Consider the following 18337-nt stretch of genomic DNA (forward strand, 5'->3'; position numbering starts at 1 on the left):
CTCCGCCGCGTGGGCGCGACCAGCCACAACGAGCCCGCAGCCGCCATACGACAACAACCCGGCAGACGCCGAGGCGCTTTACTCGCCCTTCGCCGCCGTCAACCCTTCAAGTCGACTGAGCAACGACATCTTGCCGTCGGCAGACCCCTTCGCCGGCGCGAGGGCCACCTCGTTCGCCACGAACTCCATGGTCAGCGACCGCGCGATCTCGCCGGTCGTCAACGCCCGCACGTTCTCGTTCGGCGTCGGCACCGACGCCCCCGCCGCGGCCGTCTGCTTCACGTAGTGGTGCGTGGTGAAGAAGACCAGCGCCCCGCCGTCCGCCGTGCGCAGCGCCAGTGGTGCGAAGTCGCCGTTCGTCAGCGGTTCGTCGATGTACTGCGTGGCCAGGCCCGGCTTGCTGGAGTTCTTCGCCCGTGTGGAGCGCAGCTCGCTGGTGTACGCGCCGTCCGCGAAGGTGCCCCCGCCGTTCTGGAGGTAGGTCGCGTAGTCCTTGCTCAAGTCCTCGGGGGCGCGGACCAGTTCGGCGGAGTCGGCCGGTACGGCCTCGGCCCAGCCGTCCTTGTCCTTGGTGAACTCCGGCAGCGCGCCCGGCGCGACCAGCGTCAGGTACGCCGCCTCCCACGGGTCCGACAGGGCGTCCCGGGTGAACACCAGCAGCCAGCGCGCGTCGCCGCCCTTGTTGGCTTGGGCGTCGGCGACGAACCAGCGCGGCCAGCCCGCCTTCTTCGGGATCGTGTACTTCACGTCCGTCAACACCAGCGGAGTGTGCTGCGGGTTGCCGTCCGGGTGGTTGACGCGCCCCGCCTTCAGCCGGGCCGCGTCGATGGCGCCGAGCGCCCCCGTGGTGTGCTCGGCGTCCAGGGAACTGTCGTACGCCGCGTCCGCCTTGTTGTACGCGGTCGTGAACTGCTGGACGGCCTTGGCGGCTTCGGACTGCGTGGCCGCGGGGAGCACCTCGCGCTCGCCGTGGACCACCACGCATCCGCTCGCCGTCAGCGAGACGACGGTGAGCGAGGCCGCTATGAGTGCGTTCCGGTCAAGCCCGCGGAGCCGTGGACGGCCGGTCGTCAGGCTGCGTTCCCTGGTCATCAGGTGCCTTCACCTTCCCCTTCCCGGAGGCGAACCCTACCGGGGCGAGGAACAGCGCGAGTGTCGGGACCAGGTACAGCAGCCACACCGTGACCTGGAGGACGGTCGGATCGGGCTGGAAGTTGAACACGCCCTTCAGCAGGGTGCCGTACCAGCTGTCCGGGGGGATCGTGCCGCTGATGTCGAAGGCCTTGTCGGTCAGGCCCGGCAGCCAGTCGGCCTCCTGGAGGTCGTGGAAGCCGTACGCCAGCACACCCGCGGCGACGACGACCAGCATGCCGCCCGTCCAGGTGAAGAACTTCGCCAGGTTGATCCTCAGGGCGCCGCGGTAGAACAGCCAGCCCAGGAGGACCGCCGTGGCCAGGCCGAGGGCCACGCCGATCAGCGGGCGCGGGGTGCCGTCACCGGCCGCGTGCACCGACGCCCACACGAACAGGGCCGTCTCCAGGCCCTCCCGGCCGACGGCGAGGAAGGCGGTGGCGACCAGCGCGCCCGTGCCCATGGCGAGGGCGGCGTCCAGTTTGCCGTGCAGCTCCGACTTCAGGTGCCGGGCGGTGCGCCGCATCCAGAACACCATCCAGGTCACCAGGACCACCGCCAGGATCGACAGGGAGCCGCCGAGCGCCTCCTGCGCCTGGAACGTCAGCTCCTGGGAGCCGAACTCGAGGGCGGAGCCGAAGCCCAGCGCGAGGAGCACGGCCACGGCGATGCCGGTCCACACCGGCTTCAGCGCGTCCCGGCGCTCCGTCTTCACCAGGTAGGCGATGAGGATGCAGACGACGAGGCTGGCCTCCAGCCCCTCGCGCAGACCGATCAGGTAGTTGGAGAACACGGGCTACGCCTCCTTGGAGAACAGCGTCCGGCCCCACCAGTCGTCCGCGTCCCGGACGCCGGGCGGGACCGCGAAGACCGCCGAACCCACGTGCTGGATGTACTCGTTGAGCGCGTCGGTCGCCAGGTTCCGCTGGACCGGGATGAACCCCTCGCGCACGTCCCGCTGGTAGGCGAGGAAGAACAGGCCCGCGTCCAGGCGGCCGAGGCCGTCGGTGCCGTCGGTGAAGGAGTAGCCGCGACGCAGGATCGTCGCCCCGTGGTTGGAGTCGGGGTGCGCGAGCCGCACGTGCGCGTCGGGCAGCATCGCCTTCAGGAACGGCTCGTCGCGCTCCTTCGCCTTGCCGACGGGCGCGCCCTCGCCCTTGTCGCGGCCGAAGATGTCCTCCTGCTCCTGCAGGGAGGTACGGTCCCAGGTCTCGATGTGCATGCGGATGCGGCGCGCGACGAGGTAGGAGCCGCCCACCATCCAGGCGGGACCGTCCTTCTGCCCGACCCAGACGAACTTCTCCAGCCGGTCCGTCTCCGTGCCCGCGATGTTGCGGGTGCCGTCCTTGAAGCCCATCAGGTTGCGCGGGGTCTGCGCCTCGGGCGTCGTCGACGAGGTCTTGCCGAAGCCGAGCTGCGACCAGCGGATGACGACCTTGCCCATGCCGATCCGGGCGAGGTTGCGGATCGCGTGCACCGCGACCTGCGGGTCGTCCGCGCACGCCTGCACACACAGGTCGCCGCCGCTGCGGCTCGCGTCGAGGTTGTCGCCGGCGAACTTCGGCAGGTCCACCAGCGCCTCGGGGCGCTCGTCCGCGAGGCCGAACCTGGTGAACAGGGACGGTCCGAAGCCGACCGTCAGCGTGAGCCGGGACGGCTTGAGACCCAGTGCCTCCCCGGTGTCGTCCGGCGGCGCCTCGGCCAGACCGCCGTAGGCGCCCTCGCCGACCGCCTTCCCGGCCGTCATCCGCCGGGCCGCCTCCGTCCAGTCCTTCAGCAGCTGGACGAACTCGGCGCGGTCGGCGGTCTTCACGTCGAACGCGGCGAAGTGCAGCCGGTCCTGGACAGGCGTGGCGATGCCCGCCTGGTGCGCGCCGTGGAAGGCGACGGCGGCGCCCGCCTCGGCGCCGGCCGGCTCCATGCCGTCCCCGGTCCGGGCCATCGCGACCGCGCCGCCGGCCGCGGCGGCCCCGAGCGCGAGCCCCGCACCGCCCCAGCCGATCAGCGCACGCCGGGTGGGAGTGCCCGAGGTGCCGTCCGAGTTCGTCACGTCCGTCATGTCCTTGCCCTCCCGGTTACTTCGCGACGGCGGCGGCGAGCTTCGACAGCGGCTCCGCGAGCGCGTTCACCGCGTCCGACAGCTCCTTGCGCTGGGCCGCGCCCACCTTGTCGTACGAGGTGAAGTCGTACGAGGTCTTGTCCGCGCGGTACTTGTCCAACAGGGCGTCGAGCGCGGCGAACTGCTTGTCCAGCTCGGTGACCAGCGCCGGGTCGTTCTCCTTGGCGACCGGCTTGAGCAGCTCGTACGACTCCTGCGCGCCCTCGACGTTGGCCTTGAAGTCGACCAGGTCGGTGTGCGAGTAGCGCTCCTCCTCGCCGGTGACCTTGCCGGTGGCGACCTCGTCGAGCAGTTCCTTGGCGCCGTTGGCCATCGAGGTCGGGGTGATCTCGGCCTTGCCGACCCGCTTCTGCCAGTCCGTCAGATCGGTGACCAGCTGATCGGCGACGGTCTTCTCCGCCGCGCCGATCTTCTTGTCCTGCCAGAGGGCCTTCTCCAGCCGGTGCCAGCCGGTGAACTCCTGCCCGGCCTCCAGGCCGTCCTCGCGGACGTCGACCTTCGGGTCGATGTCACCGAAGGACTCGGCTACCGGCTCGGTGCGCTCCCAGCCGATGCGGGAGGGCGCGTACGCCTTCTTCGCGGCCTCCAGGTCACCGGCCTTGACGGCCGCCACGAAGGTCTTGACCTTGGGCAGCGTCTCGTCGGCCTGGGTCTGCGCGTACGCCCGGTAGGCGGCCACGGCCTTGTCCAGGCGCGGGTCGCGCTGGGCGACGGACCCGCCGGTGACCTTGAGGTCCTGGCGGATGCCGTCGCCCTTCATGCCGGGCTTGCAGGCGATCTGGTAGTCGCCGGCCTTCACCTCGGCGGTGACCCGCTGCTTGGTGCCCGGGCCGATGTTCTCGCGCTCGGTCACCACCCGGTCGTCCGGGAAGAGGATGTAGACCTCGGTGACCTTGGAACCCTTGTTCTCGATGGCGAGTTCGAGGTGACCGGCGGCGATCTCCTTCGTGGAGGTCTCGCACTTGTCGTCCGTGGCGGTCACGTTGATCACGCGGTCGCCTTCGGCGGCGTCGCTCTTCTCGGTGCAGCCCGTGACGGCGGTCAGGGCCGCCGCGGTGGCGACGGCGGTGACGACGGAGAGTCTGGCGGCGGGCATTGAGGGCTCCCAGCGTGGCTGAAAAATCACGTGACAGGGCTCACACGAATCGGTGAGGCTTGCCTAACTTATCCAAGGCTTACCTGCGCGATACCGGGTCGTGCCGTGATTCAGCTCTCATAGACGCTGTAAGAGCGCGAGGTGATTACGATCGCCCAAATCGGGCGTCAATAATCAGTCAAAGGAGATTCAAAGGTTCCGCTTCGGGTTTACGAGAATCGCCCCCGTGCGCGGATGCGGCAGCACCTCGACCGGTTGGTCGTACACCTCCGTCAACAGCCGCTCGTTGAAGACCTCGTCGGGCGGTCCGTCCGCCGCGACCCGTCCCGCCCGCAGGATCGCGACCCGGTGTGCGTAGGCCGCCGCGAGCCCCAGGTCGTGCAGGACGACGACCACCGCGTCGCCCGCGGCCGCCCGATCCCGGCACAGCCGCAGCACCAACTCCTGGTGTTTCAGATCCAGTGCGGCGGTCGGCTCGTCGAGCAGCAGCAGCGGGGTGCGCTGGGCGAGGACCCGGGCGAGCGCGACCCGGGCCCGCTCACCGCCGCTGAGCGCGGAGAACGGGCGCGCGGCGAAGCCGGTCACCTCGGTCGCGGCCATCGCCTCGGCCACCGCCAGGTCGTCCTCGGCGGGGGAGGAGGCGTGCGGCGCCCGTCCCATACGGACCACGTCCTCCACGGCGAACGGGAAGGACAGCGTCGCCGCCTGCGGCAACACCGCCCGCCGCAGCGCCAGTTCGGGCGCCGTCCACTGCGTCGCCGGGCGGCCGTGGATGCGTACGACCCCCGCGGCGGGCGGCAGATCGGCAGCGAGAGCACCCAACAGGGTCGACTTCGCCGCCCCGTTGGGACCGACCAGGGCGAGGACCTCACCGGCCCGGACCTCCACGTCCACCCCCCGGAGGACCTCACGGGTACCGAGGCGTACGTGGAGGCCGTCGGCCTCGGCGAGGAGGTCGCCGGGGGCGGCGGGGCCGGGGGGTGTCGGACGGGCACGGAGGAGTCTCATACGCGGGTTCCTTGGGAGAGGGGCGAGGGGGCGGGAGAGCCCGGAACTCCGGGCGCCGCTACGGCGGGAGGGGCGGGCGGGACCGGTGGGTGAACGAGGGCCGGGGCGGAGCCCCGCCCCGAGGGGCGCGAGGCTGTATCGATATGCGGCTCCGCCACGCGACACGACCAGCCCAGACGCCCCGCACGCGCACAGCCACAGCACTCCTCACGCGCACAGCACTCCGCGACGCACCGCACTCCGCGACGCACCGCAGTCCGCGGGGGCACCGCACTCCGCGCGGGCACCGCAGTCCGTACGAGGCACCGCACTCCGTACGACGCACCGCAGTCCGCGCAGGCACCGCACTCCGCGCGCGCACCGCCACAGCCACCCCGCATGGCGCGCACCGCCGAGTGCGCCTGCTGCCCGCCCCGGGGCGCCAGGAGCAGCCGCCACCGGGGGCGCAGGGGGCGGAGCCCCCGCCGGGGTCCGGGGCGGAGCCCCGGGTGTGTGATCTCTCAACTGACCGAGTCGGGCGGGTGGGTGGGCAAGCGCTCACGCCGAACCACCCTGCTTCCGCCGGGGTCTGCGCAGCAGCCAGAAGAAGATCGGGCTGGCGGAGCCCCCGCCGGGGTCCGGGGCGGAGCCCCGGGTGTGTGATCTCTCAACTGACCGAGTCGGGCGGGTGGGTGGGCAAGCACTCACGCCCAACCCCCCTGCTTCCGCCGCGTCCTGCGCAGCAGCCAGAAGAAGAACGGGCTGCCCAGGAGGGCGGTGAGGACGCCGAGGGGGAGTTCCGCCGGGACGGCGATCGTGCGGGACGCCAGGTCGGCCGCGAGCAGCACCAGTGCGCCGAGCAGCGCGCTGCCCGGGACCAGGAAGCGGTGCCCGGGACCCGCCACCATCCGCAGCAGGTGCGGGACGACCAGGCCGACGAAGCCGATGATCCCCGACACGCTCACCGCCGCCGCGGTCAGCAGCGCGATGACGAGGATCAGCACGATCCGCAGCCGCTCCACGTCCACGCCCAGATGCCTCGCCGGCCGTTCGCCGAGCGCCAGCAGGTCCAGGCGGCGGGAGTACAGCGGTGCCAGCGCGAGCCCGATCGCCGCGCACGGCAGCACCGCGAGCACCTTCGGCCAGGTCGCCTGGGAGAGCGAGCCGAGCTGCCAGAAGGTGATCTGCTGGATCGCCGCCGTGTCCGCGAAGAACAGACAGAGCCCGATCAGCGCCCCCGCGAAGGCGTTCACGGCGATCCCGGTGAGGATCAGCGTCACCACCTCCGTACGGCCGCCGGAGCGCGACATCACGTACACCAGCAGGACCGTGCCGAGCCCGGCGGCGAACGCGAACGCCGAGACCGTCCAGGTGCCGAGGAAGTCGACGCCGAACGCGATCGCGGAGACGGCGCCGACCGCCGCGCCCGAGGAGATGCCGATGACACCCGGCTCGGCCAGGGGATTGCCGAACACGCCCTGCATCAGCGCCCCCGCGCAGCCCAGCGAGGCGCCGACGAGCAGCGCGAGCACGATGCGCGGGAACCGCACGTTCCACAGCACCGACTCGGCGACCCGGTCCAACTCCGCGCCCCCGAGCCCGATCCGGTGCTGCACGGAGGACAGCACGTCCCCGACAGGCACCGGATACGCACCGAGCCCGGCGGCGACCGGTATTAGGACGAGGAGCCCCAGGATCAGACCCACCATCAGCAGCCAGGCGGCGCCGCCTTTGTGGCGTCGGCCGACTGCGGAGGCGGCGGGGGGCTCAACAGACTGGGCGGCCTCGGCGGACTTGTCCAGGACGGTCATGCGGGAAGCTTAGGTTAGCCTTACCTTTAGTCGCTACCGTCCAGCGGGCGACCCAGCCTGGGGGGACGGCGGGTGCCCACGACCACGCCCCCGCCCGCACGATGTTTCAATTCCCCGGTGACTGATTACGACGTGCTCCGTGTCTTCTGCGCGCCCAACGGCGGATACGGCAACGAACTGGGCGTCGTCCGCGACGGCTCACGCGTGCCCGAGCGGAGCGACCGGCAGGAACTCGCGGCGAAGCTCGGCTTCAGCGAGACCGTGTTCGTCGACGACCCCGAGCGCGGGATCATCGACATCTACACCCCCACCCTGCGCCTGCCCTTCGCCGGCCACCCCTGCGTGGGCACGGCCTGGCTGCTCGACGTGCCCGAACTCGTCACGCCCGCCGGGGTCGTGGGCGCCCGCCTGGACGGCGAGTTCAGCTGGATCGAGGCCCGGGCGGAGTGGGCCCCGCCGCGCACCCTCCGCCAGTACGCCACCGCCGCCGAGGTCGACGACCTGCCCGTGCCGCCGCCCGGCGAGTGGGTCTACGCCTGGGCCTGGGAGGACGAACCGGCCGGCCGGATCCGCGCACGGGCCTTCCCCGGCCGTGACGACGGCATCGAGGAGGACGAGGCGACGGGCGCGGCGGCGCTCCTCCTCACGGACCGGCTGGGCCGGGCCCTCAACATCACGCAGGGCGCGGGCTCCCAGATCCTCACGGCCCCGCAGCCGGGTGGATGGGTGGAGGTGGGCGGAAGGGTGTTTCTCGAGCGCTGACTTCCCGGCGCCGGTCACGCACTCTTGGTGCCGGGGGTCCGGGGGCGACAGCCCCCAGGTCGCCGGTCACGCCGACAGGGGGAATTCCTCACCCAGGGCCCGGAAGACAGCCGTGTTCAAGGCGAACGCCTTCTTGCACTCCGCCACGATCCGCTGCTTCTCCAGGTCGTCCGCGCGCACCGCGTCGAGCAGCTCCCGGTAACCCCGCTTGAACGCCGCGGGGTTGCTGATCCCCTCGAAGACGTAGAAGCGGACGCCGTCGCCCTTCCTCTCGAAGCCCCAGGCCTTCTCCGCCCTGTCGCGGATGATCTGTCCGCCGGAGAGGTCGCCCAGGTACCGCGTGTAGTGGTGGGCGATGTATCCGGCCGGCCACCGCTCGGCGCACTCACGCACCCGCTCCGCGTACGCCCGCGTCGCCGGCAGCGCGGACAGTCCCGCCCGCCACTCGGGACCCCGCAGATGGGCCAGGTCCCGCTCCAGTGCCGTCAGCCGGAACAGTTCAGGCCGGATGAACGGCCCGGCCACCGGATCCGACGCCAGCCGCTCGGCCCCGGCCTCCAGCGCCTCGTACACGAACCACAGCTGCTCGGTGTAGCGCGCGTACGCGTCGACGCCGAGCCGCCCGCCGAGCAGGTCGCTCATGAACGTCGAGGTCTCCGCCTCGGTGTGCTGCTCGTGGGAGGCGGTGCGGATGACTGTCGAGAAGGAGTCCATGGGTCAGATTTTCTATGGTTAGGCTTACCTAAGTCAACGTCTTGCCGACCTTGTGTCGGCAACTTTTCCGACGACCTGTCGGTAAAAACGTAACGCGACAACGAGAAACCCGCCCTCCGAGGAGGGCGGGCTGAGAAGAGCGGGCTGAGGGGAGCGGGTTTTCTGTGGTCGCGGGGCGCTTCTGTGCGCCGGCCGCGAGGCGGGGGAGCTACGGCAGCGTGAGGATCTCCGCGCCCGTCTCCGTCACCACCAGCGTGTGCTCGAACTGGGCCGTCCGCTTCCGGTCCTTGGTCACGACCGTCCAGCCGTCGTCCCACATGTCGTACTCGTGCGTCCCGAGCGTCAGCATCGGCTCGATCGTGAAGGTCATACCGGGCCGGATGACGGTCGTCGCGTGCGGGCTGTCGTAGTGCGGGATGATCAGCCCCGAGTGGAACGACGAGTTGATCCCGTGGCCGGTGAAGTCGCGCACCACCCCGTACCCGAACCGCTTGGCGTACGACTCGATGACCCGGCCGATGATGTTGATCTGCCGGCCCGGCCTGACTGCCTTGATCGCACGGTCGAGGGACTCGCGGGTCCGCTCCACCAGCAGCCGGCTCTCCTCGTCCACGTCCCCGACCAGGTAGGTCGCGTTGTTGTCGCCGTGCACCCCGCCGATGTACGCGGTCACGTCGAGGTTGACGATGTCGCCGTCGCGCAGGACGGTCGAGTCCGGGATGCCGTGGCAGATGACCTCGTTGATCGATGTGCACAGCGACTTGGGGAAGCCGCGGTAGCCGAGCGTCGAGGGGTAGGCGCCGTGGTCGCACAGGTACTCGTGCGCCACCTTGTCCAGCTCGTCGGTGGTGACGCCCGGCGCGATCAGCTTCGCGGCCTCCGCCATGGCCCGCGCGGCGATCCGGCCGGCGGTCCGCATCGCCTCGACCGTCTCGGGCGTCTGCACCTCCGGCCCGGTGTACGGGGTCGGCGCGGGCTTGCCGACGTACTCGGGGCGGCGGATGTTTCCGGGCACGGAACGGGTGGGGGACAGCTCCCCGGGCACGAGCAGCGACTGGCCAGACATGCCAGCGAGTCTAACCAGCGGGCATGGGGGAACATGTCGTTGGCGAGAGGAGCTGGTCATGGCCCTGTTCAAGAAGCGGACGGTCGGCAAGCCCGGCGAGTGGTACTACTGCCTGGAGCACAAGAAGGTCGAGGAGGGGCCGGAGTGCCCGGCCAAGGACCGCTTCGGTCCGTACGCGACCCGCGGCGAGGCCGAACACGCGATGGCGACCGCCCGCGAACGCAACCTCCAGTGGGAGAACGACCCCCGGTGGCACGACGCCCCGACGGGCGGGGGCACGGACGAGGACTGACGTCCCCGTCACCAAGGGGGAGGGGGCGGGGCTGTCAGGGATTCCGCCAGCCTGGAGAGCTTGTCGCGGAAGCGGCGGCGTCCCTTCGGGGAGGGCACCACGTGCTCGCCCGCCGCCGCGCTCACCAGGTGCTGCACGGTGTCCAGGTCCAGCTCCGAGCCGTCCGGCACGGCGAGCGTCTCGTGGGCCAGGGCCGTCAACTCCCCCTCACCGGGACCGAGGGACAGCACGGTGACGCCGGCCCGCCGCGCGTCCGACACCCGCTCCAGCAGCGGCACGTCCCCCTCCGGCGTCACCACCAGCAGGGTCTCGCCCCGACGGGCGGCCTCGATCCGCCCCAGGCCGACCGCGAGGTGCGCCGGATCCGAGGGACGGGCGTCATGCCGTACGAGCGTGGGCGCCAGCTCCGGCGTACCGGACCACGCGGCCTCGTCCACCAGGTGGGCCGCCAGATGCCAGGGTTCGTGGTCCGCGGTGCCCACCAGCAGCAGCCCGCCCCCGTGCGACACCACGGACCCCCGCAGCACCGCGGCGAACCTCCGCGTGGCCCCCAGCCACTCCGTCCCGGCGAGCACTTCGCGCAGCAGCGCGACCCGTACGGCGTCCATGCGACCGCATCCTGCACCACCGGCCCGCCCCCGGCCCGGCGTTCGCCGTGGATTCGCCCGACCCGGGGAAAGGTGACCGCCGCCACCCGGCCCGGCCGGGCCGTCCACGCGCACGTAAAGTCGGCCCATGACCTCTTCCGACAGTGCACAGAACGCCCCCGCGAAGGCCCCCGCCAAGGACCCGTGGGACCTCCCCGACGTCTCCGGGCTCGTCGTCGGCGTGCTCGGCGGGACCGGGCCGCAGGGCAAGGGCCTCGCCTACCGGCTCGCCCAGGCCGGCCAGAAGGTGATCATCGGCTCGCGGGCCGCCGACCGCGCCCAGGCCGCCGCCGACGAGCTCGGCCACGGTGTCGAGGGCGCCGACAACGCCGAGACCGCGCGCCGCAGCGACATCGTGATCGTCGCCGTGCCCTGGGACGGTCACGGCAAGACCCTGGAGTCCCTGCGCGGGGAACTGGCGGGCAAGCTCGTCGTCGACTGCGTCAACCCGCTCGGCTTCGACAAGAAGGGCGCCTACGCGCTGAAGCCGGAGGAGGGCAGCGCCGCCGAACAGGCCGCCGCCCTGCTGCCGGACTCCCGGGTCACCGCCGCCTTCCACCACCTGTCGGCCGTGCTGTTGCAGGACCCGGAGATCGACGAGATCGACACGGACGTCATGGTCCTCGGCGAGGAGCGCGCCGATGTCGAGATCGTGCAGGCGCTGGCCGGCCGTATCCCCGGCATGCGCGGCATCTTCGCGGGACGGCTGCGCAACGCCCACCAGGTGGAGTCGCTGGTCGCCAACCTGATCTCGGTGAACCGCCGGTACAAGGCGCACGCGGGGCTCCGCATCACCGACGTGTGAGGGGATGGGGGACACTGTTCGGCACAAGCAGTGCGCCAGTGTCCCCCGACAGGAGAAACGCCCCATGCCCCGCCTCGCCCTCTACACCCTCGTCGTCTGCCTGCTCGCCGTGGCCGCCGCGGTCGTCTCCTTCACCCAGGGCAGCTGGCTGGGCGTCGTGTGGGTGCTGCTGGCCGGCCTGTCGTCCAACATGACCTGGTACTACGTCAAGCGCGAGAAGGCCCGCAGGTCCGTCACGGGCTGACCGAGCAGATCTCCGGCGTCCCCTCCCAGAAGCGGTACAGACCGTCACCGCAGTACGTCTCCAGGTCGCCGATCCCGAGACCGCGCAGTGCCGCGTCGACCACGTCGAAGAACGCGCCGTTGATCGACGGCACGAACAGCAGCGCGAACACGAACAACAGCCCGAACGGAGCGAACGGCTCCACCTGCCGTCGCACGCTGTACGGCAGCCAGGGCTCGATCACGCCGTAGCCGTCCAGGCCGGGCACCGGCAGGAAGTTCAGGATCGCCGCCGAGACCTGCAGGAGGGCGAGGAAGGCGAGCGCGTACCGGAAGTCGGCGGGCACGCCGTCCAGCGCGTCCAGCCAGAACGGCGCCGTGCACACCGCGGCGAACAGCACGTTCGTCAGCGGACCGGCCGCCGAGATCAGACTGTGCCGCCACCGGCCCCGGATCCGCCCGTTCTCGATGAACACGGCACCGCCCGGCAGACCGATCCCGCCCATGATCACGAACAGCACCGGCAGCACGATGCTGAGCAGCGCGTGCGTATAGGCGAGCGGATTGAGGCTCAGGTAGCCCTTGGCTCCCACGGTGATATCGCCTGAGTGCAGTGCGGTACGAGCGTGTGCGTACTCATGCAGACACAGAGACACCACCCAGGCCGAGGTGACGAAGAGGAAGACGGCGAGGCCTGGCGACGCAGCGAAGTCCGTCCACACCGCCCAACCGGTGACTGCCATGACAGCAGTGATTCCTAGGAAGACAGGGCTGATCCGCTGTTCGCTCGTGCGAGAGGCGGTCGTCATGGGCGGGGCTCCTGGTACGTGGCGGCCGGGCTGAGGGAACCTCGACCATAATGGTGATGGCGCGGAAACGACTCGCCCGTGAGTTTCGCAGAGCGGACAAGTGCGGGAGAGGGCGGAGCCCGGTAGGCGTATGGGTTCGCACTGACTCAAGAGCTTCGCGAGACGCTCCGAGAAGTCTTCGGGGATCTCCAGAACGCGGCCGCCGCGGTCTCGTGGGTGGCATCGGACCGTGATGCCGGCGTGGACCAGATCCTCTCCGCTCTCCGATTTCGGTGATCCCCATGCTCTGCCACCGCTCGGCGAAGGTGATACCGAGGGACACGAACCGCCAGCCCTTCCGCGCCGCACCGCCGAAACCCCGTGACCGGCCCAGAAGACAGCGGAGACAATGGCCCCCATGCGCTACCGCATCCTCGGCACCACCCAGGCACTCCGCCCCGACGGGGCCCCCGTCGCCGTCGGCGGCGCGCGGCTGCGTGCGCTGCTGACCGTGCTCGCCTTGCGGGCCGGGCGGACCGTGCCCGCGGGGCTGCTGGTGGAGGAGGTGTGGGCCGGGGAGCCCCCCGCCGACGCGACGGGCGCACTGCAGGCGCTGGTCGGGCGCTTGCGCCGGGCCCTCGGTGCCGACGCGGTGGCCTCGGTGGAGGGCGGCGGCTACCGGCTCACCGCCCCGCCCGACGCCGTCGACCTGCACCGCTTCGAGCGGCTGACCGGCGACGGGCTGCGCGCCCTCGCCGACGGTGACCCCGCCAAGGCGGCCGCCCTCCTCGACGACGCCCTCGCCCTGTGGCAGGGCCCGGCCCTCGCCGACCTGCCCGACCGCACCGCCGAGGCCGCCCGCCGGGAGGCCCGCCGCCTCGACGCCGTACGCGCCCGGCACACCGCCGCCCTCGCCCTCGGACACGCCGAGCAGTCCCTGCCCGAGCTGACCGCCCTGTGCGACGCCCACCCCCTCGACGAGCCCCTCCAAGCCCTGCGCCTGCGCGGCCTGCGCGACGCCGGCCGCACCGCCGAGGCCCTCGCCGCCTACGAGGACGTACGCCGACTCCTGGCCGACCGGCTGGGCTCCGATCCCGGCCCCGAACTGCGCTCCCTGCACGCCGAGTTACTGGCTCCGACCGAGCTGCCGAGCCTGGGCCGGGACCACTTGGGCCCGGCCTGGGACCGTTCGGGTCCAGGCCAGGAGCGTCCGGGCCCGCGCCAGGAACCTCCGGGCCCGACCGCCTTCACCGGTTCGGGCCGGTCGTCGGGCGGTCCCACCTGGCCGTCGAGCGATCCCTCCTGGTCGTCGGACGGTTCTGCCCGGCCGTGGGGCGATCCCGCCCGGTCGTCGGGCGGTCCCTCCTGGTCGTCGGACGGTTCTGCCCGGCCGTGGGGCGGTCCCGCCCGGTCGTCGGGCGACCGCACCGGGCCGTCTGGCGGTCCTGCCCACACCCCCGACAGCTCCGTCCGCCCAGCCGACTCCGCCCCCCTCCCCGACGGCTCCGCCCCGCCCCGCGGCAACCTCCGCGCCCGGCTCACCTCCTTCGTCGGCCGGGAGGCCGACATCGATGCCATCCGGGGGGATCTCGCCGCCGCCCGGCTCGTCACGCTGCTCGGGCCCGGCGGCGCCGGCAAGACCCGGCTGTCGCAGGAGGCCGCCGAGACCGTGGGGGACACGGCACGCGACGGGGTGTGGCTGGCCGAGCTCGCGCCGGTCGTCGACCCGGACGCCGTACCGCAGGCCGTCCTCACCGCCCTGGGAGCCCGCGAGACCGTGCTGTACGGCGCCGGCGCAGAGGAGATGCGGGCCGCCGGCGAGCGTCACGACGACCCCGTGGAACGTCTCGTCGAGCACTGCGCCCGGCGCCGCATGCTGATCGTCCTCGACAACTGCGAGCACGTCGTCGAGGCCGCCGCCCGGCTCGTCGACGAGCTGCTCAAGCGCTGCCCCGAGCTGACGGTCCTGGCCACCAGCCGCGAACCCCTGGGTGTGCCCGGCGAGGTGCTGCGGCCCGTGGAGCCGCTGCCGGAGCCGGTCGCGCTGCGGCTGCTCGCCGACCGGGGAGCGGCCGCCCGGCCCGGCTTCCGGGTCGACGACGACCCCGAGGCCTGCGCCGAGATCTGCGGCCGTCTGGACGGCCTGCCCCTGGCCATCGAGCTGGCCGCCGCCCGGCTGCGGATATTGACACCCCGCCAGATCGCCGACCGGCTCGACGACCGCTTCCGGCTGCTGACCTCCGGCAGCCGCACCGTCCTGCCCCGCCAGCAGACCCTGCGCGCCGTCGTCGACTGGTCCTGGGACCTGCTCGACGAGGACGAACGCGAGGTCCTCGGCCGGCTGTCGGTCTTCGCCCGCGGCTGCGACCTCGCCGCCGCCGAGGCCGTGTGCGGCCCGGCCGCCCTCGACGCGCTCGGCTCCCTCGTCGACAAGTCGCTGGTCGTGGCCGCCCCGGCGCCCGACGGCGCGATGCGCTACCGGCTGCTGGAGACCGTCGCCGAGTACGCCGCCGAACGCCTCGACGAGTCCGGCGGCCGCCCCTCTGCCGAGCGCGCGCACCTCACGTACTACCGCGAACTCGCCCGCACCACCGAGCCGTTGCTGCGGGGCCCCGAGCAGCGCGCCGCCATCGACCGGTTCCAGCTCGAGTACGAGAACGTACGCACCGCGCTGCGCCGGGCCGTCGCCGCACGCGACGAGCAGGAGGCGCTCTGCCTCGTCCTCTCCCTCGTCTGGTACTGGACGATGCGCGATCTGCGCATCGAGGCACGCACCTGGTGCAGGGCCGTCATGGCCCTCGGCCCCGACCCCTTCACCGAGCCCGTCCGCCCCGCCGCCCCGGTGTGGAAGCCCTGCATCGACGCCCCGCCGCCGATGACCGGCGAGGTCCTCGCCGAGGCCCGTCGCGGTGTCCATCTGGCCCATCTCTCCACCATGGACACCGAGTTGGAAGCCTGGCAGGGCAGCCCGGCGGCCCGGGCCAAGCTGCGCGCCATCACCGAGACCTACGAGGCCGGCCTCCCGCAGACCTGCCGTGTCCCCGGCCTGCTCTGGTTCTATGCCGTGATGCTCATCGGCGACGTGGACCGCGTCCGCTCCATCGCCGACGCCAACGTCCGCACCTGCCGCGAGACGCCCGGCTACGAGTGGGAGCTCGCCTCCTGCCTGCAGCTGCGCGCCAACCTGCTGGCCAACCGCTCCGAGTGGGCGGACGACGCGGCCCGGGACGCCGACGAGTCCCTGGAGATCTTCCGCCGCCGGGGCGACGCCTGGGGCACCGCCGAAGCCCTCTCCGCACGCGCGGAGGCCAACGAACGGCTGGGCTCCTACCGTGCGGCCGCCGCCGACTACGAGGACGCCATGGCCTACGCCGAACGGCTCGGCGCCCGCACGCAGTGGGCGGTCCTCGGTGCCCGGCTGGGCAGTGCCCTGCTGGAGGCGGGCGACGAGGAGCGCGGTGAGCGCATCCTGCGCGAGGTGATCTCCCTCGCCGAGGGCACGCTCAACGAGGCGATGCCCGCCGCCCGGCTCTTCCTCTCGGGCCACCTCGGCATGACCGGCCGCACCGCCGAGGCCCGCGAACAGCTGAGGCTGCTGCGCGAGGAGTTCGGCATCGCGAACTTCGTCGTCTTCAACGCCTTCATCCTCGGCGCGGAGGCCTGGCTGGACACGGCCACGGGACGGTACGAGGAGGCGCTGACGGCCGTCCGCAAGGCCCTGGGACAGGCGGGCGACCCGCTGTCCATGGCCGTCGCCCCGTACATGCGCTCCTTCTTCCTGTCCATCGCCGCGACCGCCATGGCCGGCCTGGGGGACGGCACCCGAGCCGAGGCGGCCGCCCGCTGCCTCGGTGCCGCCGACGCCCTGCTGCCGTCTCCCCATGTGCCCCCTCGCCTGGAGCGCGTGTCACGCGAGCTGGCCGTCACCCGGGTCCGGGCCGCGCTCGGCGACGAGGCGTACGAGGCCGCGTACGCCTCGGGCGGCGGCCTCTCCTACGAGGAGGCCGCCGCCCTGGTGTGAGCCATGGCTCAGCTCTTCGTACGGAACTTGTGGATCGCGACCGGCGCCATCACCGCCGTGATGGCCACCGACCAGCCCAGGGTCACCCACAGGTCGTGGGCGACCGGGCCGCCCACCATCAGTCCGCGCGAGGCGTCCGCGAGCGTGGAGAGCGGGTTGTAGTCGGTGAAGGCCTGCAGCCAGCCCGGCATCGAGTTCGTCGGCGCGAAGATCGACGAGCCGAACTGCAGCGGGAACAGCACCAGGAAGCCCATCGCCTGCACGGACTGCGCGTTCTTCAGCACCACGCCCAGGGTGAGGAACACCCACATGATCGACGAGGCGAACACCGCCGACAGGCCGACAGTCGCGAACAGACCGGGCCAGCTGGTGATGTCGAAGCCGACCAGGACGGCGACGATCATCAGCACGGTGGTCGCGAAGAGCATCCGCGCCAGCTCGACCGAGATCTTCGCGAACAGCACCGAGCCGCGCCCGATCGGCAGGGACCGGAAACGGTCCATGACACCGGAGTTGAAGTCCTGGCTGAAGCCGGTGCCGACGCCCTGGGACAGCGACATGCTCATCATCGCGATCATGCCGGGGATCACGTACTGCACGTACCCGTCCTGCCCGCCGCCCAGGGCCTGCCCGATCGAGCCGCCGAAGACGTACACGAACAGCAGGGTGAAGACGACCGGCATCAGCAGCGCGTCGAACATCGACTCGGGGTCCTGCTTGATCCACAGCAGGTTGCGGCGGATCAGGGCGCCGGTGTGGCGGAGGTGGCCGCGCAGCGGGATACGGGCGTCGGCGGTGGTGACGGCAGCGGTCGTGGCGGTCGTGGCACTCATACGGCGACCTCCTCGCGGGTGTCGGCGGGCGTGGTGTCCTGCGGGGCACTGGCGCGGTGCCCGGTGAGGGACAGGAACACCTCGTCCAGGCTGGGCAGTTCGGTGGTGATGGAGCTGATGGTGATGCCACGCGCGGTGACGGCGCCGACCACGGCGGTCAGCTGCTCGTCGCTGAGGATCGGCACGAGCACGGCACCGCTGTCGGTGTCGACGGTCGTGGCGGCGAGCCCGGTGATGCCGAGCTCGTCGAGCGTGGAGGCGAGCGGCCGCAGCTGCGTCGGATCGACAGGCCGCACCCGCAGAGTCCGCCCCCCGACCTTGGCCTTGAGCTCGTCGATGGCACCCCCGGCAATGACCTTGCCGCGGTCGACGACGGTCAGCTCGGAGGCGAGCTGCTCGGCCTCCTCCATGTACTGCGTCGTCAGCAGGACGGTCACCCCGTCGCCGACCATCGTCTTGACCTCGTCCCACACCTCGTTGCGGGTGCGGGGGTCGAGCCCGGTGGTCGGCTCGTCGAGGAAGAGCACCTCGGGCCGCCCGATCATCGAGGCGGCCAGGTCGAGCCGCCGCCGCATACCGCCGGAGTAGGTGCTCGCGGGCCGCTTGGCGGCGTCCGTCAGCGAGAACCGCTCCAGCAGCTCGTCGGCGCGGGCGCGTGCGTCCTTCCGCGGCAGGTCGAGCAGTCGCCCGATCATGTAGAGGTTCTCCCAGCCCGGGAGCTTCTCGTCGACGGAGGCGTACTGCCCGGTGAGCCCGATCACCCGGCGCAGCTGCCGGGGCTGGCGTACGACGTCGTGTCCGGCGACGGTCGCCTGGCCGGCGTCGGGGGAGAGCAGGGTGGACAGGATCCGCACGAGGGTGGTCTTCCCGGCCCCGTTCGGCCCGAGGACCCCCATCACGGTGCCCTCCCGCACGTCCAGATCGACGCCGTCCAGCGCCTTGGTCTCCCCGTAGTGCTTCACCAGCCCCCGCACGGTGACGGCGCTGTCGGCGCCCCTGGGGTTCTTGTCGATTCGCGTCATGCCGATGACGGTGTCAGGGGC

The 18337-nt window shown here is 71.9% G+C and carries 17 protein-coding genes; 5 read left to right on the plus strand and 12 right to left on the minus strand.

Going from position 1 to position 18337, the window contains the following annotated elements; translation table 11 throughout:
- Positions 1-78 precede the first annotated feature (78 nt).
- The 6 genes from IE263_RS26785 to IE263_RS26810 form a co-directional block, all read right to left on the minus strand.
- Positions 79-1092 (minus strand): SCO2278 family lipoprotein, encoded by a 1014-nt coding sequence (locus tag IE263_RS26785; RefSeq protein WP_189940340.1) that lies wholly within the window; start codon positions 1090-1092, stop codon positions 79-81.
- On the minus strand, positions 1040-1924 hold the full coding sequence (gene efeU, locus IE263_RS26790) for an iron uptake transporter permease EfeU (protein ID WP_189940341.1): 885 nt from the start codon (positions 1922-1924) through the stop codon (positions 1040-1042). The genes IE263_RS26785 and efeU overlap by 53 nt, the downstream gene beginning before the upstream one ends.
- 3 nt (positions 1925-1927) lie before the next feature.
- Positions 1928-3190, minus strand: a complete 1263-nt coding sequence (gene efeB, locus IE263_RS26795) for an iron uptake transporter deferrochelatase/peroxidase subunit (RefSeq protein ID WP_189940342.1) — start codon at positions 3188-3190, stop codon at positions 1928-1930.
- A 16-nt stretch (positions 3191-3206) separates the two neighbouring features.
- A complete protein-coding gene (efeO, locus tag IE263_RS26800) occupies positions 3207-4346 on the minus strand; it encodes an iron uptake system protein EfeO (RefSeq protein ID WP_189940343.1) in 1140 nt (379 codons plus the stop codon).
- Positions 4347-4535: 189 nt separating this feature from the next.
- The gene (locus IE263_RS26805) at positions 4536-5354 is read right to left on the minus strand and encodes a heme ABC transporter ATP-binding protein (protein WP_189940344.1); all 819 of its coding nucleotides are present in this window, start codon (positions 5352-5354) and stop codon (positions 4536-4538) included.
- Between the two features lie 683 nt (positions 5355-6037).
- A complete protein-coding gene (locus IE263_RS26810) occupies positions 6038-7144 on the minus strand; it encodes a FecCD family ABC transporter permease (RefSeq protein WP_189940345.1) in 1107 nt (368 codons plus the stop codon).
- 117 nt (positions 7145-7261) lie between these two features.
- Between IE263_RS26810 and IE263_RS26815 the strand changes: the two genes are divergently transcribed.
- On the plus strand, positions 7262-7906 hold the full coding sequence (locus tag IE263_RS26815) for a PhzF family phenazine biosynthesis protein (RefSeq protein ID WP_189940346.1): 645 nt from the start codon (positions 7262-7264) through the stop codon (positions 7904-7906).
- Between the two features lie 66 nt (positions 7907-7972).
- Here the strand turns inward: IE263_RS26815 and IE263_RS26820 are convergent, their stop codons facing one another.
- Together IE263_RS26820 and map are read right to left on the minus strand one after the other, a co-directional pair.
- Positions 7973-8620 carry a biliverdin-producing heme oxygenase gene (locus IE263_RS26820; protein ID WP_189940347.1) on the minus strand — a complete coding sequence of 216 codons (648 nt, stop codon included), beginning with the start codon at positions 8618-8620 and terminating at the stop codon, positions 7973-7975.
- Positions 8621-8828: 208 nt separating this feature from the next.
- Entirely contained in the window at positions 8829-9686 is an 858-nt protein-coding gene (map, locus tag IE263_RS26825; RefSeq protein WP_189940348.1) for a type I methionyl aminopeptidase, read from the minus strand.
- Positions 9687-9744: 58 nt separating this feature from the next.
- On the opposite strand from map, the gene IE263_RS26830 reads away from it, so the two are divergent.
- Complete coding sequence (locus tag IE263_RS26830) at positions 9745-9978, plus strand: hypothetical protein (protein WP_189940349.1); 234 nt, start codon at positions 9745-9747, stop codon at positions 9976-9978.
- Positions 9979-9986: 8 nt separating this feature from the next.
- On the opposite strand, the gene IE263_RS26835 is transcribed toward IE263_RS26830, so the two are convergent.
- Complete coding sequence (locus IE263_RS26835) at positions 9987-10586, minus strand: hypothetical protein (protein ID WP_189940350.1); 600 nt, start codon at positions 10584-10586, stop codon at positions 9987-9989.
- 127 nt (positions 10587-10713) lie between these two features.
- On the opposite strand from IE263_RS26835, the gene npdG reads away from it, so the two are divergent.
- Both npdG and IE263_RS26845 read left to right on the plus strand, forming a co-directional pair.
- Positions 10714-11430 carry an NADPH-dependent F420 reductase gene (gene npdG / locus IE263_RS26840; RefSeq protein WP_189940351.1) on the plus strand — a complete coding sequence of 239 codons (717 nt, stop codon included), beginning with the start codon at positions 10714-10716 and terminating at the stop codon, positions 11428-11430.
- 4 nt (positions 11431-11434) lie between these two features.
- Positions 11435-11674, plus strand: a complete 240-nt coding sequence (locus IE263_RS26845) for a hypothetical protein (protein ID WP_229911180.1) — start codon at positions 11435-11437, stop codon at positions 11672-11674.
- Here IE263_RS26845 and IE263_RS26850 read toward each other — a convergent pair.
- The gene (locus IE263_RS26850) at positions 11664-12461 is read right to left on the minus strand and encodes a site-2 protease family protein (RefSeq protein WP_189940353.1); all 798 of its coding nucleotides are present in this window, start codon (positions 12459-12461) and stop codon (positions 11664-11666) included. The two genes, IE263_RS26845 and IE263_RS26850, sit on opposite strands and share 11 nt — an antisense overlap.
- 388 nt (positions 12462-12849) lie before the next feature.
- Here IE263_RS26850 and IE263_RS26855 point away from each other — a divergent pair, with 388 nt between their 5' ends.
- Positions 12850-16461: an AfsR/SARP family transcriptional regulator gene (locus IE263_RS26855; RefSeq protein WP_189940354.1), complete on the plus strand. Its 3612-nt coding sequence runs from the start codon at positions 12850-12852 to the stop codon at positions 16459-16461.
- A gap of 8 nt (positions 16462-16469) precedes the next feature.
- Here IE263_RS26855 and IE263_RS26860 read toward each other — a convergent pair whose 3' ends face one another.
- On the minus strand, positions 16470-17294 hold the full coding sequence (locus tag IE263_RS26860; protein WP_189940355.1) for an ABC transporter permease: 825 nt from the start codon (positions 17292-17294) through the stop codon (positions 16470-16472).
- Complete coding sequence (locus IE263_RS26865; protein ID WP_189940356.1) at positions 17291-18316, minus strand: ATP-binding cassette domain-containing protein; 1026 nt, start codon at positions 18314-18316, stop codon at positions 17291-17293. Before IE263_RS26865 ends, IE263_RS26860 begins: the two co-directional genes overlap by 4 nt.
- Positions 18317-18337: the final 21 nt, after the last annotated feature.

Source organism: Streptomyces aurantiogriseus, assembly GCF_014649375.1.
In the GTDB taxonomy this organism is placed as follows: Bacteria; Actinomycetota; Actinomycetes; order Streptomycetales; family Streptomycetaceae; genus Streptomyces; species Streptomyces aurantiogriseus.